This is a genomic window from Lysobacter silvisoli (assembly GCF_003382365.1).
Lineage (GTDB): Bacteria > Pseudomonadota > Gammaproteobacteria > Xanthomonadales > Xanthomonadaceae > Lysobacter > Lysobacter silvisoli.
The window spans coordinates 547,603-569,963 of sequence record NZ_QTSU01000003.1 but is presented as its reverse complement, the minus strand read 5'-3'; the positions used below and the strand labels follow the sequence as shown (position 1 = coordinate 569,963).

Sequence of the window (22,361 nt, the reverse complement as noted above, 5' to 3'; positions counted from 1 at the left end):
CAGTGGCTCGCAAACGCTGCCCCTCACCCCGCAAGCGGGAGAGGGGCTAAAGCAGCAAGCCGCGTCGAATGCATCCCCTCTCCCGCTTGCGGGAGAGGGTTAGGGTGAGGGGGTGAGCGCAACGCGCGAATGCTCTTGATCCTCGCTCGGGCACCGAACTCGCAGCCCCAATAGAAGACCCGGAGAGCCTGCCCCCGCGAAGGCGGGGGGCGGCGCACAGGAGGTGCGCCGTTTTCGCTGGCACAGGATGTGCCATCGAAAAATCCCGGCGCACGCTCCGATCTCGCACGGGAGCTCTGGCGTAGCGTTTTTCTTTGGTTACTTTCTTTTGACGCTTATCAAAAGAAAGTGACTCGGCCGCTTGCGGACGGAAGCTGTTGTTGTTGCTTCAACCAGCACACCCAGACACCTTCGCGAGTTCGGAGTTGATCGCGGCTTACGCCGCTCCTACAGAAAGCACATCCCGCAGAGACCGAAGCGTTCGTCATAATTGCGGGCTCGTGGTCGCAGCTTGCGCAGCTCCTACAGGGGATGCGCAGCTTTCGTCGTAGGTGCGGATTCGCGGTCGCGGCTTACGCCGCTCCTACCCCGGAGCGAAAGCGGGTTAGCTGCTGCGGCGGGGCCAGGCGGCCAGGAGCGCCCAGATGCCGCCGATGCCGGCGATCCACGACGAAGCCGGGACCGACCAGAAGCGCGGGCCTCCGGCTTCCAGACCGTACAGCACCGCCGCCACGATCAGCAGCCCCGTGCCCAGAATCGCCGCGACCGTGCGCCGCTGCGCGTCCTTGACCGTTCGCGTGAGCTCGGCCAGATCGTTGGAGCGCATCTTCAGCTCGTGCCCGCCCGACACCTGCTGGCTCAGCCAGGCATGCAGCAGCCGCGGCATTTCCGGCGCGTGGGTCACCAGCTCCGGCAGGCGCTTGCGGAACTCGCTGGCCAGGCGCTGCGGGCTGTAGCGCTCCACCAGGATGCGCTGCAGCACCGGCCGCGCCACCGCCCAGATGTCCAGCTTGGGGTCCAGCAAACGGCCCACGCCTTCGATGTTGAGCAGGGTCTTCTGCAGCAGGATCAGCTGCGGCTGCAGGGTCAGCTCGTAGCGCTGCGCGGTGCGGAACAGCTTGGCCAGCACCTCGGCCAGCGAGATCTCGCTGAGCGGGCGGGTGAAATACGGCTCGCAGACCGCACGCGTGGCCGCTTCCAGCTCGTCGATGCGGATGTGCGCTGGCATCCAGCCGGCCTGCACGTGCAGCTCGGCGATGCGGCGGTAGTCGCGGTTGAAGATCGCCATGAAGTTCTCGGCGAGGTAGTACTGATCCTCGTCGGAGAGCTGGCCCATGATGCCGAAGTCCAGGGCGATGAAGCGCGGGTTGGACTTGCGCGCCGGATCGCTGTCGACCCAGATGTTGCCGGCGTGGGCGTCGGCGTGGAAGAAGTTGTCGCGGAACACCTGGGTGTAGAACACCCGCACGCCCTTGGCCGAGAGCGCGGCGCGGTCGATACCGGCCGCGTCCAGCGCGGCGATGTCGTCGGACGGGATGCCGTACACGCGCTCCAGGGTCAGCGCGCGCTCGGCGGTGTGCGACCAGATCACTTCGGGCACGTACAGGTCTTCGCTGTCCTTCCAGAAGCGGCGCAGCACGCTGGCGTTGGCGCCCTCGCGCTGCAGGTCCAGCTCGGCGGCCAGGGTGCTCTCGATCTCGGCCACGATCTCGCGCGGGCGGATCTTGTCGGCGCTGGGATGGGCGCGGTCGACCACGCTGGCGATGGCCTTGAGCAGGGCGATGTCGCCGGCGATCTTGCGCTCGATGTCCGGGCGCAGCACCTTGACCACGACCTCGCGGCCGCCGGCCAGGGTGGCCGCGTGCACCTGGGCGATCGAGGCCGAGGCCAGCGGCGTGGTGTCGAAGGTCTCGAACGCCTCGGCGATGCTGCGCTCCAGCGCGGTCTCGACGATGGCGCGCGCGGCCTGGCCGTCGAACGGCGCCACCCGGTCCTGCAGCAACGCCAGCTCCACCGCGATGTCCGGCGGCACCAGGTCGCGGCGGGTGGACAGGATCTGGCCGAACTTGACGAAGATCGGGCCCAGTTCCTGCAGCGCCAGACGCAAGCGCGCGCCGCGCGGCAGCGCGGCGATCTCGGCCGAAGCGCGCGGCACGAACGGCCGCGCCAGGCGCAGCCAGCGCTCGGCGGGGGTGTCGTCGAGCAGGTCGTCCAAGCGATAACGCAGCAGGACCCGGCCGATGCGCCAGGCGCGCAGCGCCGACTTCATGCGCCGCTCCCGGCGCGCGCGCGCAGGCGCGCCACCCGCGCGGCCGCGCGCTCGACGTCGTCGCGCAAGGCATCCACGTCGTCGTGGAAGGCGTTGAGCTCGTCTCGCGCGACCACGTCGCGCGATTCCTCGGTGACGAATTCGGCCGCGTTCTGGGCAAAGGCGCCGGCCGCACCGCGTGCGTGACGCAGGCCGCCGGCCAGGCCGTTGGCGATCTGCACGCCGAGGATGTCGCCGAACACGCCGGTGAAGGGCCGCTGCCAATCGGGATCGAAGCGCTCGGCCAGGCGTTGCAGGCGCCGGGCCAGGTCGGCGTCGCCCTCGATGCGCAGCTTGCCTACCGGCGGCGCGTCCTCGTTGCGCAGGAACGGGAGCTGCGAGACCAGCCCGGCCAGGGTGCTGCGCACCGACAGGTCCGGCTCCTCGCCGGGCTCCACCGGCCCCACCCGCAGCTGCTCGCCGTCCACCCGTATCTGCAGCGCCAGCGGCGGCGCGGCCAGGTGCAGGGCCAGACGGCGCCCGTCCAGCGTGCGCAGGGCCTGTTGGGTATCGGGGTCCAGGGCCAGGGCGCGGTTGAGCGCGCCTTCCAGCGCGCCGCCGGCCATGACCTTGAGCGAGAACGGGAACAGGGCGTCGGCAGAGGGGGTCATGCCGTCATTGTAGCCCCGCGCCCGCCGCGGCCGCCGGCCCGCGAAGGGGCCGGCGGCTTGCGTCAGACCGGACGACGGCCGCGCAGCAGCGAGATGATGGCCAGGATCACGAAGACGACGAACAGGATCCAGGCGATATTGGTGGCGGCGCCGGCGATGCCGGTGAAGCCGAGCACGGCGGCGACGATGGCGATGATGAAAAAGATCACGGCATAGCTGAGCATCGGTTCCTCCTAACGCGTTCGCCGCAACGGGGGTCCGTGGGCTTACGCCGATGCTCGGCCACGGGCGGTGGCCGCGAGGTGAGGATGCGGTTTTACGTGCAGGCGGCCTTCAGCCGGGTGAGACCTTCGTGAAAACTCACCTTGGGCACATAGCCGAAATCGCGCCGCGCCGGGCCCATGTCGTACCAATGCGCGGTGACCAGCTGTTCAGCCAGAAAGCGCGTCATCGGCGGCTCGCCTTTCAGCGGCAGCGCATGCCACAGCCCTTCGCAGACCGCGCCGATGGCGTAGGCCGCGCCGAACGGCAAGGTTTTTTCCACCAGCGGCGCGCCGACCGCGGCGAGCAGGCCGTTGAGGGTCTCGCGCATGGTCTTGGGCTCGCCGTTGCTGATGAAGTAGGCGCGCCCGGCGCAGGCCGCGCCGGGCGCGAGGTGATCGAAGGCGTCGAAATGCGCCTGCGCGGCGTTGTCGATGTAGGTGGTGTCGACCTTGTTGTGGCCGTCGCCGACGAAGCGCAGGCGGCCGGCTTTGGCGCGCGCGACCAGGCGCGGCAGCAGCTGGTTGTCGCCCACGCCCCAGATCAGCCGCGGGCGCAATGCCACGGTCGCCAGCTCGGGCGAGTTCGCCGCCAGCACCACCTTTTCGGCGATGGTCTTGGTGGTCGCGTACGGCGCCTTGAAGCCTTCGCCGTAAGGCACGCTGTCGGCGCTGCCGCCTTCCACCGGATGGGTGGCGCGGTGGGTGACGCTGGGCGTGGAGGTGTAGACCAGCTTGCCGATGCCGTGGCTGCGGCAAGCGGCGAGCACGTGGTCGGTGCCGACCACGTTGGCCTGGTGGTAGCTGTCGTAGCTGCCCCAGGCGCCGGCCTTGGCGGCGTTGTGGAACACCGCCTCGCAGCCGCGCGCGGCGGCGATCAGCGCGTCGCGGTCGGCCAGGTCTCCCTGTACCTGACGCACGCCCAGCGCGTCCAGCGCCGGGTAATGGCCGCGGTTGTAGCTGATCACCTCGTAGCCGCGTTCGACCAGGCCGCGGCACAGGGCCTGGCCGAGAAAACCACCGCCGCCGGTCACCAACAGCCTCATGCCCACGCTCCTACTTTGGCCGCCCACAGCGCGAGTTTCTCGCGGCCGATCTTGGCGTTATGGCGGATGTCCACCGGAAAGCGCTTGTGGCGCAGGAAATCGGCGATGCGCGCAGTGTGCGCGTGCGCGGCGCCCAGCGCGCGCAGCTCGCGTTCGATCCGCGTCCACTCGCGCGCGCTCACACCCTGCGCCAATTCCACGCACAGCACCGGCCGCTGCGCGCCGTGCGCACCCACGCCGACCAGGGCCGTGCGCCGCACCTGCGGGTGGGCGTTGAACACCGGTTCGACCTGCTCGGTGTAGAGCGGGCCTTGCGCGATTTCCACGCGGTGGGTCTTGCGCCCGCAGAACCACAGGCGGCCCTGTTCGTCGAAGTAACCCAGATCGCCCATGCGGTGGACGATGCGCTGCCCGCCATCGGCCAGGGTCTCGCAGATCTTGGCCGCGCGCGTGGCCGCTTCGCGGTTGAAATAAGTATCGGTGGCGGTGGGGCCGGCCACGCTGATTTCGCCGACTTCGCCGGCCGCGAGCACGCGCGCCTGCGCCCAGTCGGCGATGGGCGCGTCGTCGATGGCGATGATGCGGATCTCGTTCGGCGCGACCGCGCGGCCCACGCAGGTGCCCGCGCCGGATTCGGTGGCCGTGCGCGTGGACTGCAGTTCGCGGCCCTCGATCACCGCCACCGGCAGGCATTCGGTGGCGCCGTAGGGCGTCCACAGCTGGGCGTCGTCGGGCAGCAACGCGCGCAGCGCGGCCACGGTGTCCGGCGGCACCGGCGCGCCGGCCGAGGTCACCCGCTTGAGGCCGGTCAGCGGCGCGCCATGGCGCACCAGCACCGCCATCAGCGCGGGCGAGCCGAACAGCTGATCCACGCCGAAGCGCGCGATCGCGTCGTGCAGCTTGCGCGGATCGGCCTGCGCCGGCCGGGTCGGATCCATGTCCGGGATCACCGAGGTCACGCCCAGCGCGGGGTCGAACAGCGCGAACGGCGGGAAGGTCGGCAGGTCCACGCCGCCGGGGGCGATGCCGAAGGCCTCGCCCATCATCGCGATCTGGGCGACGAAATGGCGGTGGCGGTAGACCACGCCCTTGGGCACGCCGGTGGAGCCGCTGGTGAACAGGATCGCGGCCACGTCGTCCGGGCGCGTGTCGGCGAGCTGACTGCCCGCACCGGCGCCGTCGCGTTCGACCTGGGCCAGGGTGGCGTCGGCCAGCCAGGCGCGCGCGCCGGTGGTGATGCGGATGCGCGCGGATCGGGCCCAGCCCAGCACCACGCGCGCGATGTGCGCCAAGGGGATGCCGATGAAGGCCTCCGGCGCGGCCTCGTCCAGGCATTGGCGCAGCGCGCGCTTGTCGATGCCGGGATCGACCAGCACCGGCACCGCGCCGGCCTTGAACAAGGCGAACATCAGCAGGAAGAACTCCGGCGACGGCCGCACCATGACCACGGTGCGGGTGCCGCGGACGATGCCGCGCTGGGCCAGGCCCGCGGCGATGGCGTCGCTGCGCGCGTCCAGCTCGGCGTAGCTCAGGGTCTGGTCGTAGCGCGGCAGGCCGTCGGGCCCGCGGCTGCCGGGGCAGCGCATGGCGACGCGCTCCGGCGCCTGCGCGGCGCGCCGCGGCAGCGCGGCGGCGATGTTGCAGGGTTCGGCGGCGGCGGCACTCATGCGCGAGCTCAGCCGATCGGGTGGCCGTCGAGGAAGGCGCGGATCTCAGGCACCAGCACGTCGGCCTTGTCTTCCAGCACGTAGTGGCCGGCGTCCTCGAAGGCGCGCACCTGCGCCTGCGGCAGCGCGTCGGTGAAGCCCTGGAGGAAGTGGCGATCGAAGACGAAGTCGCGCAGGCCCCAGCCGATGTAGGCCGGGCGGTCGGCGTACTCGGGCAGCTTGCGGCCCATGGCCTGCACCAGCGGCCAGGCGGCGTCGCCCTCGCCCAGCGGAATGTCCTGGACGAAACGCGAGGTGGCGATGCGGTTGGCCCAGGAATCGTACGGCGCCAGATAGGCGCGGCGCACCGCGCGCGGCATCGGCGTGACCACGCCCATGCGCGCGGCGCCGCCGGCGAAGGCGTTGAAGCCGCGGATCAGGCCGGTGCCCAGGCGGGAATCGCGGCCCAGGCGCAGGCGCTTGGGCAGCGGCTTGGCCGAGGGCAGCGGGAAGGCGCCGGTGTTGGTGATCACCAGGCGCTTGATCTGTTCGGAATGCTTCAGGCCCCAGCCGAAACCGATGCCGCCGCCCCAGTCGTGCACGGCCAGGGTCATGGGGCCGTCGATGCGCAGGTATTGCAGCAGGCGTTCCACGTCGTCGACGCGCGACTGCAGGGTGTAGGCGTAGCGATCGTCGCCGGGCTTGTCCGACAGGCCCATGCCGACATGGTCGGGCACGATGCAGCGGTAGCGGTCGCGCAGGCCCAGCACCAGCTTGCGCCAGTAATAGCTCCAGGACGGGTTGCCGTGCAGCATCACCACGACCTCGCCGTCGCGCGGGCCCTGGTCGAGGTAGCTCATCGAGATGCCCGGGCGGACCTCGAAACGCTGCGGCTGGAACGGGTAATCGGGCAGATCGCGGATCGACGGCATCGGGAGCTCGGGCGGGGCCGGCGCAGGGGCGCGGGCCGGGCGGACGGGGGCGCCATTATCGGCCGCATTGCGGCGGGTGTGGGGATTTGGGGCTGGCGGCGCGAGGTTGTTGGCCTGCGGGCCCTCACCCCAACCCCTCTCCCGCGAGCGGGAGAGGGGCTAAACCCGCGGCGTCGGATGCGTTCCCTCTCCCGCGAGCGGGAGAGGGGCTAACACCCGCGGCGTCGGATGCGTTCCCTCTCCCGCTTGCGGGAGAGGGCTAGGGTGAGGGGGTGAGCGCAATGCGCGAATGCTCTTGCCCCTGAGCCCCTAATACCCCGGCACCTGCGTCCCCGGCGCGAACTTGTCCCACAGCGCCTGGAACTGCCCGGCAAAGCTGCGCGCCAGGCGCGGATCGTCGGTGATCACCAGGTTCTCTTCGTTGCTGGTGCTGGCGCTGCGGGTCCAGTTGAAGCTGCCGTTGGCCAGGATGCGGCCGTCGAACAGGGCGAACTTGTGGTGCATGTGGAAGGGGCTGTCGTCGATGCGCACGGCCACGCCCTGCGCGCGCAGGTGCTCGATGTCGCTGCCGTCGTCGTGGCGCTTGTCGTTGTCGGTGAGCACGCGCACCGCCACGCCGCGGCGGTGGCAGGCCAGGATGGCCTCGGTCAGGCGGTCGTCGGAAACGGTGTAGACGCAGATGTCGGCGCTGCGCTTGGCGCTGGCGCACAGTCCGCGCAGGGCGCGCAGGCAGTCGTCGCCGGGGGTGAAGTGGGCGCTGGATTCCACCGTCGGCACCGCGCCGACCACGTCCAGGGTCTTGACCACCTGCTCCAGCCAGCGCAGCGCATCCAGCGACTGCTCCGGGCGCTCGCCCAGCAGTTCGCGCGCCATGTCGAAGGCGCGATTGCGCAGGTAGCGCACCCGGTCCGGGTCCAGGCGCGCGCCCAGTTCGCGCAGCTCGAACTTCTCGTCGTTGTCCAGGCGCCGGTCGGCCGCGCTTTCGCGCAGGGTGCGGTCGAGTTGCGCGTAATCGATACCGATGCTCATGGCGGCCTCAGCGGCGGGTGCGTTCGTTGAGGCGTTCGGCGAAGTCCGACAGCGCGCGCTGCAGTTGCAGCTGCTGCTCGGTGGCGTGCTGCGCATGCACGGTCGCGACCTCGCCGCGTTCGCCCAGGTGGGCGATCGCCTCGACCAGGCGTTGCTGCAACTGCGCCTGCTGTTCGGCGCCGTCGCCCAGGCGCCCGATCAGCGGCTGCAGCGCGGCCTCCAAGGCCGCACGCAGGCCGTCGAGCAGGGCTTGCGGATCGCGCTCGGGCGCAGGCGCAGGCGCGCGTTGCGCGGCCGCGGCGCGTTCCAGCAACGCCAGGATCTGCGGCCACGGCGCTGCGGCCGGCGGCGCGGGCGGCTCAGCGGGCGCCTCACGCGGTGCATCCAGCGCGCGCACGCCTTCGACCAGGTCGGCCAGCTGCGCGACCACGCGGCCGCCGACGTCGGCATCGGACGCGCCCATGGCCTTGTTGCGCAGGAAGTCGCGCTTGATCTGCGCCCAGCGTTCGGTCTGCGCCGCGTCCAGGGTGCCGCGCAGCTCGCCCAGCTTGAGCAGGTTCTCCTCGGCGCCGGCGGTCAGCAGCTGCGCCTCGCCCAGGTAGTGGTCGGCGATCAGCTGCTGCAGTTCGGCCTCGTTCATCACCGGCGAGATCTTCTCGGCCAGCTTGTTCATGTTGCGGTAGCTGCCCTGCAGCTTGAACGCCGGCTCCACCCGGTACTGCGCGGCCTGCGCGGCGCTGGCGATGTACTGCTGGTTGACCCGGTACACGACCTCGCGCACGCGCATCAGCCGCTCCAGGGTGGCGACGATCTCGTTGACCTCGGCCGCGCCGTAGGCGTGGCTGAGTTCGTTGGCCGAGAACGGGCGGCCGGCCGCCTTGTCGACGAAGCGGTACAGGTCGGCCAGATCGCGCGTGGCCAGCGGCGCCAGCACCGGGTTGGAGGTCAGCGAGTTTTCCAGGTAGCTGAGCTTGAACGCGTCCTCCATGCCGCCGAGCACGTCGCCCAGGTTGTAGATGTCGGCGCGGTTGGCCAGCATGTCCGGAATCTTGAACACCTCGCCGGACTCGGTGTACGGGTTGCCGGCCATGACCACGCAGAACTTCTTGCCGCGCAGGTCGTAGGTCTTGGTGCGGCCCTTCCACACGCCCTCGATGCGGCGGGTGCCGTCGCACAGCGAGATGAATTTCTGCAGGAACTCCGGATGCGTGTGCTGGATGTCGTCCACGTACAGCATCACGTTGTTGCCCATCTCCAGGGCCAGGTTGAGCTTCTCCAGCTCCTGGCGCGAAGTGGCGTCGGGCGCGCGCGCCGGATCCAGCGAGCGCACTTCGTGGCCCAGGGCCGGACCGTTGATCTTCATGAAGATCAGGCCCAGGCGGTGGGCCACGTATTCCATCAGCGTGGTTTTGCCGTAGCCCGGCGGCGAGATCATCATCAGCAGGCCCATGAGGTCGCTGCGCTTGCCCTCGCCGACCGTGCCCATCTGCTTGGCCAGGTTGTCGCCGATCACCGACAGGTAGACGTCGTTGATGAGCTTGTTGCGCACGAACGAACTCAGCGGCCGCGCCTTGAACTCGGCCAGGCGCAGGCTGTCGCGCTCGCGCTGCAGGGTTTCCTGGCGCAGCGCCTGGTAGCGCTGCACGCCGGGCAGGAAGCGTTCGCGGTGCGCGCGCAGCCGCGCGTAGTAATCGTCCACGCCCAGTTCCAGGCGCTGCTGGGCGATGCGCGGGTGCTCGCCCAGCAAGCCGTCCACGCTCGCGCGCAGCTCGACTTCGCTGACCTTGTGCGGCACGCGCTCGTCCAGCAATAGCAAGGCCACGGCCTCGCGCGCGTAGCCGGCGAGCGCGGCCTGGGCCGGGTCGCGGCACAGCGCGTCCATCCAGTTCAGCGTCAACGACCAGCGCGCGTCCAGGCGATCGCCCAGGCGGCGCAGGGTCTGCTCGAAGCCGTCCCACAGGTGCGCCGCGCTCAGGCGTTCGCGCAGCGCCTTGACCAGCTGCTGGGCATAGCGGCTGAACACGAACTGCGGATGCTCGGCCGACAACTCGGCCACCAGGTATTCGGCGGCGTGCGCGTGCTCGGCCGGGTCCAGGCCCAGCGGTTGGGTCTGGGCGAAAGCGGCCATGGCCGCGGCCACTTCCGCGCGCAGCGCGAGCAGGCCGGCGTCGCTGCCGAACAGGCGCTGGATGTCGCGCGCGCTGCGTGCGCGGTCGGGCCAGCGCACGGCGTCCTCGCCGGTGCCGGCCTGGGCCCAGTACAGGATGGCGAAGGCGCGCGCGTCGGCGGCGTAGGCCAGGCTGCCGGCGCTGTCGGCCAGCGGGATCAACGCGGCCAGGATGCGCGCGGCGTCGTGGTCGTGGATGCCCTTCTCGTAGCCCTCGCGGTAACGCGGCGCTGCGAAATCGCGCACGCTGCGCGCCAGCGCCTCGGGCTGGGCCAGCTGCTGGCGCAGCGCGTCCATGCTCAGGCCGTCGCGGCCGGCGGCGGCCGCGTCCAGCACCAGGCCGGCCAGGTACTCGCCGCGGTACAGCGTGGGCGATTCCGAATCCAGGCTCACCTGCCAGTAGTCGCGCAGCGCATCCAGCGCCTCGCTGCGCAGCGGCTCGAGGAAGTCGGTGCCGGTCAGGTGCAGGTTCAGGCCGTCCTCGCGCGGCAACAGGGTCAGGTCCAGTTCCTGGGTGTTGACGCTGAAGCGGTGGCGCGGGCCGAGCTTGATCACTTCGCCGCCGGCCTCGAACAGGTCGCTGCGGTCGCGCAGCGCGCGCACCGCCTGGTCGCGCGCGCCCTTGAGCCGGGCCTCGACGTCGTCGGCCTTGACGCTGTCCTTGAGCGTGCGCAGCCGTTCGGCCAATTCGCGCAGCTTGAGGATCAGCGGGTCGCCGGCGAAGAAGGCGTTGAGTTCGTCGGCGCTGGCGAAGCGCGCGGTGCGCCGGCCCAGGCCTTCCAGGATGCGCGCGGCCGCGTCCATCACCGACTGCGCCTTGCGCTGGCGCTCGTCCAGCAGCGCCTGCTTGTGGGTCTCGAAGGCCTCGAGCAATTCCTCGCGCTTGGCCAGGATGTCGTTGAGGAAGTCCTCGTGCTCGCCGAACTGGCTCTCCAGTTCCTCCAGCTGCACCATCAGCCGCGAGAGCTGCTCGTCGCACTGCTCCGGATCGCGCGCCAGCGCCAAGGCGCTGGCCACGCCCTGGCCGAACAAAGTGAACTGGGCGCCGAACTGGGCCACGGTCTCGGCCGAGCCCAGGCCCTTGCGCCGCTGCTCGGCGCGCGCCTTGGCCTGGTTAAGGCGGGCGTAGATCGCCGAGATCGCTTCGACGATCCGGGTGCGCTGGGTCGCGTCGTCCACCCGCAGCGTGGCCATCAGCTGCGACAGCATGTCCAGGTCGGCCGACATGGCCTGCATCTGCGCCACCGGCTCGGCCAGCTGGGCCACGCTGGCGGCCTGCTGTGCCTGCGCGTCCAGCGCCTGCAGGCGCTCGCCGTAGGGCAGCAGGGCCTTGTCGCCGGCCAGGAACGCGCCGGTGGCCGCGCCGATGCGTTCGTGCGCGGCCAGCAACTCGGCCTCCATCGCGTCGATGGCGGCCACGTCGATGTAGCGGTAGTCGCGGATGGTCAGCAGGTGGCCGCGCAGCGCGGACAGGCCGTTGAGCGCCTCCACGTGTTCCTGCACGGTCTGCCAGCTATCGGGCAGCAGGGTCGCGAGCAGGCCCTGGTGCCGGCTCAGCGCCTCGCGCAAGGCGCGGTCGGATTGGCTGCGGATGCCCTCGACCTTGTCGTACTCGTCGATCACCGACTCGCTGGTGGCGGCGATCTCGCGCAGCACCGTGGCGGCATCGCCGGCATGGCTGTCGCCCAGCCAGTGATGGATGTCGAACAGGCGGCGGGTGTTCTGGCTCAGCAACGCATAGCGCTGGGCCGAGACCTCGGTGGCGTCGATCTCGCGGCACAGGCTGAGCAGGTCGGACACGCCGCGCACCAGCTCGGCGTTGCCGATGCGGCCCATGAAGCTGTTGCCGGCGGGCTTGGTGGCGGCGTATTCGTCGCTGGAGAACGGCGTGTTCCACACCTGCATGGGGTGGACGCGGGTGGCCTCCTCGCTTTCGGCGACGAAGATCACCATGCGGCCGTCGTCGTAGCGGGCGTGGCCGTGCGCGTACACCGGCGTCTGCAGGCGGCGCTGGATCAGGTTGTAGGTGAACAGCGCCGAGCGCCCGGCCTGCGGCTCGTAGAACACGTACAGCACGTCCTCGCCGTTGGGCGAACGCACGCTGCGCTGGAAGCGCATGCCGTCCATGGACGAATCGAAGGTCTTGTACTCGCCGTTCTGCAGGTAGTAGCCGCCGGGGAACACGATGCCGTGGTCCTCGGGCAGCTGCACGCAGGCCTGGCCGATCGCGTCGATGCGCTGGACCTTGCGGGTCAGGGTGTTGAACACCAGGTGCCGCCACTGCTCCTCGCGGTAGGGCAGCACGCGCAGCAGCACCAGGCTGCCGACGCGGGCGAACTCGACCTGGGCGTCGTCCAGCGACTGGGTGCGGTCGTTGACCGGCTCGCGATAGATGCCCAGGCCGTCTTCGGTGTTGTCCTCGACCTTGATGGTCAGGTCGCCGCCGACGGTTTCGACGAAGACGGCGTCCAGGATGTTCAGGTGCGGGTGGCGGCCCTGCACCGCCATCTCGCGGGTGGCGCGGGTCCACTCGAAGTCGAACGGCGCCGGCAGCGCGATGTCGCGCTCGCCGCGATTGTCGATGTAGCGCGCCTGGCCGTCGGCTTCGATCTGCCAGCGGAACACGCGGATGTCGTCCAGGCGTTCGCCGATCTGGAACGCGGCCAGCAGCTTGCCGTCTCGCGCTTCCAGCTGCAGCAGGCGGGTGTTCTTGTAATAGGCGTAGAGCTCGCGGAAATCCTGCGGGAAGCTGCCCTGGGAGAGGAAGCTGGTCGCCATGTCGACCGCCTCCACCTCAAAGCCCTCGGCGCCTTCGACCAGCTTGTGCAGCGAGAACACGTCCTCGATGCGGGTTTCCTTCTTCAGCCCGATGAAGACGTTGTAGCCGAACAACAGGCAGTCGCCGACCTGGACGATGTCGCGGGCGACGCAGTTGTTCTCGGTGCGGATGCGCAGGCGGCCGGCCACTTCCATGCGGCTGTCGCCGAACTCGGCCAGACGCTGGGCGTTGAGCGCATCGGCGATCGCGCGCAAACGCGCGCCCTGCTCGCCCAGGCGCTTGCGCAGCACCTCGTAGGCGCCGCCCTGGGCGACGGCCTGGTCTAGCACGGTGGTGGCTGCGTCCGCCTGCGGCGAGGGGGGAGTGTCCGACATCTTCGCTGCATCCTTTTAGAGCGTGCTGTGAACCGCGGTCTTCAAGCCGGCATCTCTCGCCGCCATTCCGGCCCAAGCCGGAACGGCGGGTGTGCGGGCGGCGGGCGAACCCGCCGCCGCTACCTGTCGCGCCGGTCAGGACGCCAGCGAAGCGCCGTCGGCCTTGCCGCCCTTGTCGGCCTGCAGCGACAGCAGCTTCTGCAGCACGTCCTGCACGATCGGGCTCTTGCCGGCCACGCCTTCGATCGCCTTGCCCACCGACAGCGCCTTGGCGAAGGAGTTGAAGAACTCGCCCTCGCCGCCGACGATGTCGATGTTGGCCTTGCTCAGCGCCGCGGCCAGCACGTCGGCCTGCTCCTTGGCCACTTCCTTGTTGGCGTCGATCGACGCCATGGCCTGGGCGAAGCTCTTTTCCAGCTGCATGCGGAACTCTTCGTGGGCGCGGGCGCTGTCGCTGAGCGCGTCGAGCGCGCCGAACTTCTGCGACAGGCCCTCGGCCTCGGACTTGAACTTCTGCAGCAGCACCTCGGCCTCGGTCAGGCCCATGTCCTTGGCCGCCTTGGCCTTGGCCGCGCCCAATTGCTCCTCGCCGCGGGCCTGCGCGTACAGGTTCTCCTCCAGCACCTTGGCTTCGGCCAGGCCCTGCTTCTGCTTGGCGTCGGCATGCGCCTCGACCACGCGGGCCTCGGCCAGGCCTTCCTTCTCGCTGGCGCCGGCGGTGACTTCGCGCACACGCGCGTCGGCCAGACCGGGCGCGGCGCGCTCGGCTTCGATGCCCTCGGCCATCTTCTTCTTGGCCTCGGCCTGCTTGGCGGCGGCGTCCAGCTCGGCCTGGGCCAGCGTGGTCATCTCCACCGCCTTGTGCTTGGACGCGACCTCGTCGGCTTCGGCCTGCTTGACCAGGCGCACCAGCTCTTCCTCGGCCTGGGCCTGCGCGGCCAGCACCGCCACCTGCTTGGCGCGATCGGCTTCGGACACGGCGCGCACTTCCTTGATGCGCTCCTCTTCCTGGGCCACGGTCTTCTCGACCGCGATGCGCTCGCGGATCACGTTGGCGATGTCCTTGCGCTGCTGCTCCAGGGCCTTTTCCTTGTCGATCTTCTGCAGCTCGACTTCGCGCTCGCGCGAGACCACTTCCAGGTCCTTGGCGCGGGTCACCTTCTCGACCTCGATCACCACCGCGCGCTGGCGGTTCTGCTGCGCCACTTCGACTTCGCGCATGCGGTTCTCTTCGCGGATGTCGATCTGTTCCTGCGCGGTGATGCGCGCCTGCTCCGCCTTGAGCCGCTCTTCCTCGCGCACCTTGGCCGTCTCGGCCTCCTCGCGCGCCTTGATGGTCTCGATCTCGCGCTTCTGCCGCGCCTCGGCGTCGGCCTGCTGGCGCTCCAGCGCGAGCATGGACTCGCGGGTCTCGACGTTCTTCTTGGTGATCGCCAGCTGCTCGTTGCGCTCGAGCTCGTTGGTGATCACGTTCTGGGTCGCGGTCAGCTGGGTGATCTTGCGGATGCCTTCGGCGTCGAGGATGTTGTTGGGATCCAGCGAGTCCTTGGGCGTCTGCTCCAGGTAGTCGATGGCCACGTCCTCGAGCAGGTAGCCGTTGAGGTCGTTGCCGATGGTTTCCAGCACGCGGTCGCGGAAGTCCTGACGGTTCTCGAACAGGTCGGTGAACTCGAACTTCTTGCCCACGGTCTTCAGCGCCTCGGAGAACTTGGCGTTGAACAGCTCGTTGACCGCGCCGCGGTCGGAGGCGCGCTCGGTGCCCACGGCCTTGGCCACCTTCAGCACGTCCTGCTGGGTCTCGTTGACGCGCAGGTAGAAGGCCACGGTGATGTCCGCGCGCATGTTGTCCTTGCAGATCAGGCCATCCTTGCCGCGCCGGTCCACCTCCAGGGTGATCAGCGAGATCTGCATCAGCTCCTTCTTGTAGATCACCGGGTACACCAGGGCGCCGGTGAAGTGCACCTTGGGCGTGGACGACAGATCGTTGACGATCAGCGCCGTGCCCTGCGGCACCTTGATGTAGAAGGCCTTGAACAGACCGAAGAAGCCCACGATCACGGCGAAGACCACGCCGAGGCCGATCAGGAAGGGCAGGATGGTGGTGAGCATCGAAACGTCTCCTATCAGGTGGTTGAAAAGCGCGCTTCCTGCGCGCTTCTCATAGTCGCCTGTCCGGTACATGCCCGGACAGGCTTACGGCGAATCAGGCGCTGCGCGCCTGCCTCGCCGTCGCGGCCATCCTTGGCCGCGCTATCGGGCGGTCTTCGACCACCCGCTATGACTCGATGGTGTTGCGTACGTTGCGTACCAGGCTCAAAGGCCCTGGAATTCGTCTTCGCCGACCACGCGGTAGGCGTTCTGTTCGGGCAGGTATTCGATCAGCACGACGCGGTCGCCGCGCTTGTAGCGGCCGCCTTCGTCGCGCACTTGCAGGATCAGGCCGGCGCCGCCGTCCTCGACGCTGGCCATGCCCAGGCTGGGCGTGATCTCCGGGCTGCGCACGATCGCGGTCTGGCCCAGCACCGACTTTTGCGGCGCGGGCTTGAGCTTGGCGAAGAAGCGGCGCGCGGGGCGCAAGGCGACGCCGGTGGCGAAGGCCGAGACCACCAGCGCGCCGGCGGCCACGCCCAGGCCCAGCGCCCAATGCAGCGCGCCCGGAAGGTGGCGCAGCACCAGCAGCTCGGCGAAGTAGCACAGCAGCCAGGCGAAGAACACCAGCACCGTCAGCACCAGGGTCAGCGGCACGCCGCCCAGGCCGTAGCGCATCAGCGGGCCGGCCATGGCCTCGGCGTCCACGTCGGCGCTGTCGCCGCCGAACCAGCCGTCGAGCACGTCGATTTCCAGCAGGCCCAGCGCGGCGACCAGCCAATACAGGACCGCGGCGGCCAGCAATACGCTGAACACCACGGTCGGAAACGACAGCACCGTTTGCAGGAACAAGAACATCGCGACCCCCTTCCCTAATGTCGCGGCGCGCGGCCGGTGTCAGCCGGCGCTCTTCAACTTCAACCTTTCCAGTACCGCGTCGGCGCCGGCCGGGTCGGCGATGATGCCGGCCTCGCGCAGCTTGGTGTCCAGCGCGTCCTGACCTTCCTCGCGCGCCAGCTCGGCGGCGGCGTTCATGCGCGCGCCGCGCTCGGCCTGGCGGGCCTTGATCCGCTCCAGCGATTCCACCGCGGTCTGCAGCTTGGTCTGCGAACCGCTGTAGCGGCTGGCCACGGTGGCCTGCGCGCGCTGCACGCTCTCGGTGGCCTTGACCGTGTCCACCTGCTGCTTGAGCCGGCGGATGTTGCCTTCGGCCTGGGCGATGGCGCGGCGCAGGTCGGCGATGCTGGCGGCGAACTGGGTCACCTGCTGCTCGTCGCCGTCGCGGCTGCCTTCCAGCTGCGCGATCTTGGCCGCGACCTCGCGCGCCAGCGCCTCGTCGCCGCTTTCCAGCGCCTTGATCGCGTAGGCCTCGTACTCGCCGACCTTGGCCCGCGACTTGGCCGCGCGTTCCTCGGCCAGCTTGTGCTTGGCCATGATCTCGGCCAACGCTTCCTTGGAGCGACGCAGCTCCAGGTCGGCATCGCGGATCTCCTGGTCGAGGATGCGCAGCGCCTGGCCGTCCACCAGCGACTCGCCCATTTCGTTGGCGCCGCCGCGCAGCGCGGTCATCAGCTTGTTCCAGATGTTCATGCCTGCTCTCCTGGACCGCTTACGCGGCCTCGCGCAGATGGGTTTCGTAGGCCTCGGTGGCCTTGATCACGTTGTCCGACAGGGTCTCGATCTCGAACAGCACGTTGGACAGCGACGAGGCCGCGCTGAGCGCGCCGAACATGATGTAGACCGCCTCGCCGTCGGCCAGGGTCTCGATGCCGATGGTCGACAGCGGGAACAGCTTGTGCGCGTGCAGGACCAGTTCGTTGAAAGCGGCGCTGTCGTAGACCTGCGCCACCGGCCACAGCATGGCCTCGACCACGATCTGCTCGCCGACCACGGCCACGAACAGCGGCAGGTCGCCGTACTCGGACATGACCACGTGCAGGCTGGGTTCGGCGCCCTCGATCAGCTCGACCTGGGACTCGCCGCTGCGGAACTGCTCGGTGGCCGCCAGCGCGTCGTACAGGGCTGCCGCAGTCCACATCTTGGCTTCGCTCATACCGCTCTCCTTCTCCGATCGCGCCGGCGGGGCACCCATCGCGCCCCGCGGCTGGCGCATGCGCTTTTCCACTGCCACGAGCTCGTCGCCGTACTCGGGCAGGATCCAGACCTCCTTCTTGACCAGCCCCTTCTGCCGCAGGCGATCGCGGTGCAGGCGCTGGTAGTGGGCGGAGGACTTGCGTTCCATGCGAGCAGATTACGGCATCACATGTAACAACTGCAACGACTGACATGTGATAACCGACGAGCGGTGGCGAGTTTGCGCCAAGCCGGTTGAGTCCTTTTAGAAACAGTCACTTATTTAGCGCCCGCCGGCCGATCGCACCCGCAAAAACGACCGCGGCCCGCCGTAGCGGGCCGCGGAATGCGGGTACGGGGACGGCGGCAGCCGCCGGACTCAGCCCAGGCGGCGCGGGCCCAGGGCCTGCTGGTCCAGCTGCGGCTGCTCGCGCTGCTGGGCCTGGGCCACGTCCTGCCCGGCCTGCTCCAGCCGCCGCTGCGAGTCGGCCAGCGGGGTGCGCGCGGCGTCGTTGATGGCGGTGGCGCTGAGGCGGTGACCGGGATCGTCCAGCCGGCCCTGCACCGCGATCAGGTTGCCGTTGAGGTCAGGGCCGCCGGTCTGCGGGTCGCGGCTGAAGACCAGGTGGTCCACGCCGGTCATGCGCGCGCGGGTGGCGTCGCCGGCCACGACCATGGCGGTGCGCTGGATCTCCTCGGCGCTGGCGTTCTTGCCGTGGCGGTCGTACAGCGCCTGCACCTGGTCCAGCGCCTGCCGGTAAATCGGGTGGTCGCCGGCATCGGCGCGCGGGCCGCCGGGTGTGCGCTCGGCGGGCATGCGCTCGCCCTCGGCCGGCGCGGTCACCGGCGCGTCGCCGGTGCTGCGCGCGCCGCCGCCGGGCACGCTGGCGTCGTTCAAGCTGATGCCCAGGTTGCCGCTCTGGAATTCCTTGACCGTGACCGTGGCGCCGGCCTGGTCGGTGATGCGCAGGTCGGTGCCTTCGATCTGGTAGGTATAGCGGCCGTCCGCGCTGCGGTAGGTGTTGGCCGGATCGCCCTCGTTGCGCACGCCGCCGGTGAGCTGGCGGCCGTCCCAGCGCAGCTCGCCGTCGCGGTCGCTGTCGAGCACGGTATCGCCGTCGCCGACCACATAGGTGTCGCAGCCCTGCCCGCCTTCCAGGCGGTCGCGGCCGGCGCCGCCGATCAGGATGTCGTCGCCGCGCGCGCCGCGCAGGGTGTCGTCGCCGCCCTCGCCGATCAGCAGGTCGTTGCTGGAGACTTCGGCGTTGTTGCGCGTGCGGCGCGCGTCCAGCGTGGCGGCGTGCTCGGCGTCGACCGCCACGGTGGCGGCGTTGCGGCCTGGATCGAGGTAGATCGCGCCGGCCTCGAAGGCCTCGTTGCTGAGACGGTCGGCGATATCGGGATGCTGGCGGCGCAGGTCGGCGAGCAAGGCGTTTTTCGCCGGCGCCAGCGATTCGCGTATGGTCTGCACCTCGCCGTAGTCGGCGGTGATGTTGCTGTAGTCGCGGTTGGCCGCGTCGATCATGTTGCGCGCGGCATCGCGGCCGTCGATGGACTCGCCCCAGTTGGCCTCGTCGCGGACGATGCGGTCGCGGTGCAGCTGGAAGCTGCGGTAGACGTCGCGCGCCTCGTCGGCGCCGACGTTGGCCGGATCGTCGTAGAGGCCGAACAGCTGGCCTTCCATGTAACGGCGCTTGCGCAGCCCGCCCTCGGACGGAGCGTGCGAACCCCAGGAGTTGTAGCGCAGCTCGAACCAGGCCTCGGCGCGATCGCCGGCCTCCACCGCGTCGCGGAACGGTTCCATGTTGCGGTTGTAGGAACCCACGCCGCGGTTGTAGACCACCGACACCGCTGCCGCCTTCTCGCGCGACATCGGCATGTTCAGGGCGTTGACCGGCGCTTCGTACTCGGGAATCGAGGCCTCCAGCAGCCGGTCGGACTGGGCCGCGTCCAGCGCGCGCGGAAAGGTCAGGCCCAGCCGGGTGCGGTCGGCGGCGGGCGCCTCGTCGATGCGTTGCAGCAGGGCGCGCTCGTCGCGGGTCAGCTCGATGCCGGAGCGCTCCCAGATCTCGACGTTGTTGGAACGGTTGAAGGTATAGCCATAGCCGATCGTGGCGCGGCCGTCGCCGACGTCCTGCGAACGCTCGTGCAGCGACTCGGTGATCTTGACCAGCCGTTTGACCAGCTCGTTGTATTGCTCTCGGGTCAGTTCGTTGTAATCCATGACGCTATCGCTCCTGGTGATCCGTCCCTCCTGGGACGCGGGTACTGCGGGTGGTTCACATCAGATCGGCGTAGTCCCCGATCTGGTCGCACACGGGCTTGGGCGGGTCGGCCAGTTCGACCACACGCTGGGCCTTGGGGTCCTTGCCCTTGCTGTCGCCGACGATGCCGTAGACCAGGTAGTGGCGACCCTGGACCCGGATCAGGCCGAAGCGCGAGAGTTCGGTGAAGGCGTAACGGCCGCCGTCGGCGCGCTCCACCTCGAATTCGCATTCGGAGTAGCTGCCAGCGCCGCATTGCGCGGACACCGACTTGAGGCCGTGGCCTTTGAGATCGAAGCGGTAGTTCAGGCCGCCTTCGTCGCTGCCGCCGCTGGGCGCGATGCGGTGCCGGTCGTAGTCGCCCGCCGCTTTCCAGGCGCGCACCTGGGCGCACAGATCCGGCCGCGCCGGCGCGCCGGCGGGCGCCGACGAGGCGCAGGCGGCCAGCAGCGGCGCCAGCATCCAACCCAAAGCTTTGTACATGCCACGTCCTTCCATGCGCGGGGCGATGGCCGGCAGCTTGCGGCAGGCGCGCGTGAAAGTTCAACCGCGTCCGGCGGCGCGCGGCCGCGGCCGGGCGACGGGCCAGCGGGGCGCGCTATTCAGGCGATGCCGTGCAGGCGCCGGGCCTGGGCGATGCGCTCTTTCACCGCCGGCTCCAGCTCGCCCAGCTCGGCCTGCTTGAACACGTTGCCGAGCACGCGCTTCTCGTCGTCATCGATGGCCTGGTCGCGCAGGGCCAGCGCGAGCAGCTTGTCGAATTCCTGCGCGTCCAGTTCGCCGTCGTTGGTGAACACCGGGATGGAGGCGAGGGCGATTTCGAGGTGGCTCTTGGGGGTGGTCATGAAGGCTCCTTCGGTCTGCATCGGTCCGCGTGCGGCGGACGGGCGGCCACCATAACCGCGATTCCGTGAGCGGCGCACTCACGCCGCGTCGTGCGCCCGCTATCCCTGCGAGCATTCCTGATGCCGCACAAACGAAAAGCCCGCGCAGTGCGCGGGCTTTCGCGGAATCATGCGGCGATGGCGCTTACCAGACCACTTCGGCCATCGAGCAGTTCAGGCCCGAACCGATGCCCAGCAGCGCGACGCGGTCGCCCTTCTTCAGGCGGCCCATCTCGCGCAGCTTGCTCAGCACGATCGGCACCGAGGCCGGACCGATGTTGCCGTGCTCGTTGAAGATGGTCAGCACCTTCTTCGGGTCGATGCCGAAGGCCTTGATGAAGGCCTGGGTGTGGACCTGGCTGACCTGATGGATCACGAACTCGTCCAGTTCGTCGGCGACCCAACCCAGTGCGCCGATCGCGGCGACCCAGGTGCGCTGGGCCAGCTTCATGCCTTCGCTGAGCAGCATCTTGGTGTCGGTGACCATGCGGTCCAGGTTGCCGCGGCACAGGTTGTTCCACTGCGTGGCGGCGCGGGTGACGCCGCCGCGGTAGCGCGGCGCGCCCGGCGCGAGTTCGGCGCGCGCCATCACCATGGCCGCGGCGCCGCAGCCCAGGGTCAGGGTGGCCAGCTCGTTGCGGAACTGCTCCTCGGTGGCGTCCGGCGAGGTCAGGCGCTCCAGGGTCTTCTCGTAGGCCAGACCGGCGGTCTCGCCGTCCACGACCAGGGCGTAGTCGATCTCGCCGCGCTCGATCATGCGCGCAGCGATGTCCATGCCGTTGATGAAGGCCAGGCAGGCGTTGGCGACGTCGAAATTCTGGCAGTGCTCGGCCAGGCCGAGGTTGCCGCTAACGATGCTGGCGGTGGACGGTTCGAGGTAGTCGCGGCTGACCGAGGTGTTGACCAGCAGGCCGACGCGATCGGGTTCGATGCCGGCATCGGCCAGCGCCTTGACGCCGGCCAGGGTGGCCGCGTCGGAGGCGAGCATGTCGCCGTCCCACAGACGGCGCGCGTGGATGCCGGCGATGTCCTTGAGCACATCGGCCTTGATGCCGAGCCGGTCCAGCGTCGGCTTGAGGCGTTCGTTGATCTCGTCCGAGCTCAGGCGACGCGGCGCGTCGATGTGGGCGAGGCCGGCGATGGCGACATGTTGGAACAGCATGGGCGGCGAACCGTGAGCGGAAACACGAAAGATTAACGGGTTCCCGACCGCCCTGCATTAAGTGGGCGCGGATTTGGGGCTGAACGGGGGTGGCCGGCTGAAGGATTCAGGCCGGTGGGGACTCACACAGCGGGTGCTTGGCGGCACCTAAATGGTGCCAAACCTCAATAAGAACGGGGACTTAGCGACTGACCGGGTAGGTCTGGGCCGCCGGGGCGGCGCCGCGCGTGTCGCCGCGGGCGCCGGCGCAGCGGTAAGCCGCGTAGCGCTGCTGGCCGTCGGCCGGCGGCGCCAGCGCCTGGATGGTGTCGGCCTGCAGCCCCGGCGCCTCGTTGCGGGCCAGGGTCTCCAGTTCCTCCTGCACGCGCAGCGCGTTGCGCTCGTAGAAGGCCACGCTGTCCTTCACCGACACCGCGACTTCGCCACGCTTTTCGCACGAGGGCGCGGCGCCCGGGCCGAGCACGCGCACCGAACTGGCGCCCGGCGCCATCTGCACCCAGGTGCAGCCGGCAGCGGCCAGGATGCAGGTCAGCGAGGCGGCGGCGAGCAGTCGGTTCATGCGGTGGCTCCGGCGGGGCGGTCGTGGGTTGGGGTGATTCTCGCCGGTGCGAGGTGAATTGGGGAGGACTGGATGCGCACATGGCTTAAGCGCGCCACCCGCTGGCCCGCCCTCCTCCCCGCGCAGAAGTGAGCGCGCAGCGCGAATGCCCTTGATCCTCGCTCGGGCGCCGAACTCGC

Annotated in this window: 17 protein-coding genes; all 17 read right to left on the bottom strand. The window is 69.7% G+C overall.

Annotated elements, in window-relative coordinates; all coding sequences use genetic code 11:
- Nucleotides 1-604: 604 nt before the first annotated feature.
- Nucleotides 605-2,269 (bottom strand): ubiquinone biosynthesis regulatory protein kinase UbiB, encoded by a 1,665-nt coding sequence (ubiB, locus tag DX914_RS17510; RefSeq protein ID WP_115861117.1) that lies wholly within the window; start codon nucleotides 2,267-2,269, stop codon nucleotides 605-607.
- Entirely contained in the window at nucleotides 2,266-2,919 is a 654-nt protein-coding gene (locus DX914_RS17505) for a ubiquinone biosynthesis accessory factor UbiJ (protein WP_115861115.1), read from the bottom strand. The genes ubiB and DX914_RS17505 overlap by 4 nt, the downstream gene beginning before the upstream one ends.
- Before the next feature lie 62 nt (nucleotides 2,920-2,981).
- Nucleotides 2,982-3,143, bottom strand: a complete 162-nt coding sequence (locus DX914_RS17500) for a DUF1328 domain-containing protein (RefSeq protein ID WP_115861113.1) — start codon at nucleotides 3,141-3,143, stop codon at nucleotides 2,982-2,984.
- Nucleotides 3,144-3,235: 92 nt separating this feature from the next.
- Entirely contained in the window at nucleotides 3,236-4,225 is a 990-nt protein-coding gene (oleD, locus tag DX914_RS17495; RefSeq protein ID WP_115861111.1) for a 2-alkyl-3-oxoalkanoate reductase, read from the bottom strand.
- Nucleotides 4,222-5,892: an olefin beta-lactone synthetase gene (oleC, locus tag DX914_RS17490; RefSeq protein WP_115861109.1), complete on the bottom strand. Its 1,671-nt coding sequence runs from the start codon at nucleotides 5,890-5,892 to the stop codon at nucleotides 4,222-4,224. Before oleC ends, oleD begins: the two co-directional genes overlap by 4 nt.
- Before the next feature lie 8 nt (nucleotides 5,893-5,900).
- Entirely contained in the window at nucleotides 5,901-6,794 is an 894-nt protein-coding gene (locus DX914_RS17485) for an alpha/beta fold hydrolase (RefSeq protein ID WP_196778956.1), read from the bottom strand.
- Between the two features lie 318 nt (nucleotides 6,795-7,112).
- Nucleotides 7,113-7,832: a phospholipase D-like domain-containing protein gene (locus DX914_RS17480; RefSeq protein WP_196778950.1), complete on the bottom strand. Its 720-nt coding sequence runs from the start codon at nucleotides 7,830-7,832 to the stop codon at nucleotides 7,113-7,115.
- A gap of 7 nt (nucleotides 7,833-7,839) precedes the next feature.
- A complete protein-coding gene (locus tag DX914_RS17475) occupies nucleotides 7,840-13,152 on the bottom strand; it encodes a DNA repair ATPase (RefSeq protein WP_115861105.1) in 5,313 nt (1,770 codons plus the stop codon).
- Between the two features lie 135 nt (nucleotides 13,153-13,287).
- Nucleotides 13,288-15,261 carry a flotillin family protein gene (locus DX914_RS17470; RefSeq protein ID WP_115861103.1) on the bottom strand — a complete coding sequence of 658 codons (1,974 nt, stop codon included), beginning with the start codon at nucleotides 15,259-15,261 and terminating at the stop codon, nucleotides 13,288-13,290.
- 204 nt (nucleotides 15,262-15,465) lie between these two features.
- Entirely contained in the window at nucleotides 15,466-16,098 is a 633-nt protein-coding gene (locus DX914_RS17465; RefSeq protein ID WP_115861101.1) for a hypothetical protein, read from the bottom strand.
- A gap of 39 nt (nucleotides 16,099-16,137) precedes the next feature.
- Nucleotides 16,138-16,830, bottom strand: coding sequence for a PspA/IM30 family protein (locus DX914_RS17460; RefSeq protein WP_115861099.1), 693 nt, complete (start codon nucleotides 16,828-16,830; stop codon nucleotides 16,138-16,140).
- A 19-nt stretch (nucleotides 16,831-16,849) separates the two neighbouring features.
- Nucleotides 16,850-17,482 carry a biofilm formation regulator BacA gene (gene bacA / locus DX914_RS17455; RefSeq protein ID WP_115861097.1) on the bottom strand — a complete coding sequence of 211 codons (633 nt, stop codon included), beginning with the start codon at nucleotides 17,480-17,482 and terminating at the stop codon, nucleotides 16,850-16,852.
- A gap of 210 nt (nucleotides 17,483-17,692) precedes the next feature.
- Nucleotides 17,693-19,537 carry an XVIPCD domain-containing protein gene (locus DX914_RS17450; RefSeq protein WP_115861095.1) on the bottom strand — a complete coding sequence of 615 codons (1,845 nt, stop codon included), beginning with the start codon at nucleotides 19,535-19,537 and terminating at the stop codon, nucleotides 17,693-17,695.
- Nucleotides 19,538-19,592: 55 nt separating this feature from the next.
- Complete coding sequence (locus DX914_RS20625) at nucleotides 19,593-20,060, bottom strand: hypothetical protein (protein ID WP_231118314.1); 468 nt, start codon at nucleotides 20,058-20,060, stop codon at nucleotides 19,593-19,595.
- A gap of 119 nt (nucleotides 20,061-20,179) precedes the next feature.
- A complete protein-coding gene (locus DX914_RS17440) occupies nucleotides 20,180-20,422 on the bottom strand; it encodes a hypothetical protein (RefSeq protein WP_147300718.1) in 243 nt (80 codons plus the stop codon).
- Nucleotides 20,423-20,606: 184 nt separating this feature from the next.
- Nucleotides 20,607-21,623 (bottom strand): 3-oxoacyl-ACP synthase III, encoded by a 1,017-nt coding sequence (locus tag DX914_RS17435; protein ID WP_115861091.1) that lies wholly within the window; start codon nucleotides 21,621-21,623, stop codon nucleotides 20,607-20,609.
- Nucleotides 21,624-21,804: 181 nt separating this feature from the next.
- Entirely contained in the window at nucleotides 21,805-22,182 is a 378-nt protein-coding gene (locus DX914_RS17430; RefSeq protein WP_115861089.1) for a DUF4156 domain-containing protein, read from the bottom strand.
- Nucleotides 22,183-22,361: the final 179 nt, after the last annotated feature.

Bases quoted from the DNA above. Each gene is read 5' to 3' on its own strand.
- DX914_RS17460 (WP_115861099.1), bottom strand. From the start codon at position 16,830: ATGAACATCTGGAACAAGCTGATGACCGCGCTGCGCGGCGGCGCCAAC.
- DX914_RS17470 (WP_115861103.1), bottom strand. From the start codon at position 15,261: ATGCTCACCACCATCCTGCCCTTCCTGATCGGCCTCGGCGTGGTCTTC.
- DX914_RS20625 (WP_231118314.1), bottom strand. From the start codon at position 20,060: ATGTACAAAGCTTTGGGTTGGATGCTGGCGCCGCTGCTGGCCGCCTGC.
- DX914_RS17480 (WP_196778950.1), bottom strand. From the start codon at position 7,832: ATGAGCATCGGTATCGATTACGCGCAACTCGACCGCACCCTGCGCGAA.
- DX914_RS17475 (WP_115861105.1), bottom strand. From the start codon at position 13,152: ATGTCGGACACTCCCCCCTCGCCGCAGGCGGACGCAGCCACCACCGTG.
- DX914_RS17500 (WP_115861113.1), bottom strand. From the start codon at position 3,143: ATGCTCAGCTATGCCGTGATCTTTTTCATCATCGCCATCGTCGCCGCC.
- DX914_RS17450 (WP_115861095.1), bottom strand. From the start codon at position 19,537: ATGGATTACAACGAACTGACCCGAGAGCAATACAACGAGCTGGTCAAA.
- oleD (WP_115861111.1), bottom strand. From the start codon at position 4,225: ATGAGGCTGTTGGTGACCGGCGGCGGTGGTTTTCTCGGCCAGGCCCTG.
- DX914_RS17505 (WP_115861115.1), bottom strand. From the start codon at position 2,919: ATGACCCCCTCTGCCGACGCCCTGTTCCCGTTCTCGCTCAAGGTCATG.
- DX914_RS17435 (WP_115861091.1), bottom strand. From the start codon at position 21,623: ATGCTGTTCCAACATGTCGCCATCGCCGGCCTCGCCCACATCGACGCG.
- DX914_RS17440 (WP_147300718.1), bottom strand. From the start codon at position 20,422: ATGACCACCCCCAAGAGCCACCTCGAAATCGCCCTCGCCTCCATCCCG.
- DX914_RS17465 (WP_115861101.1), bottom strand. From the start codon at position 16,098: ATGTTCTTGTTCCTGCAAACGGTGCTGTCGTTTCCGACCGTGGTGTTC.
- DX914_RS17430 (WP_115861089.1), bottom strand. From the start codon at position 22,182: ATGAACCGACTGCTCGCCGCCGCCTCGCTGACCTGCATCCTGGCCGCT.
- ubiB (WP_115861117.1), bottom strand. From the start codon at position 2,269: ATGAAGTCGGCGCTGCGCGCCTGGCGCATCGGCCGGGTCCTGCTGCGT.
- oleC (WP_115861109.1), bottom strand. From the start codon at position 5,892: ATGAGTGCCGCCGCCGCCGAACCCTGCAACATCGCCGCCGCGCTGCCG.
- bacA (WP_115861097.1), bottom strand. From the start codon at position 17,482: ATGGAACGCAAGTCCTCCGCCCACTACCAGCGCCTGCACCGCGATCGC.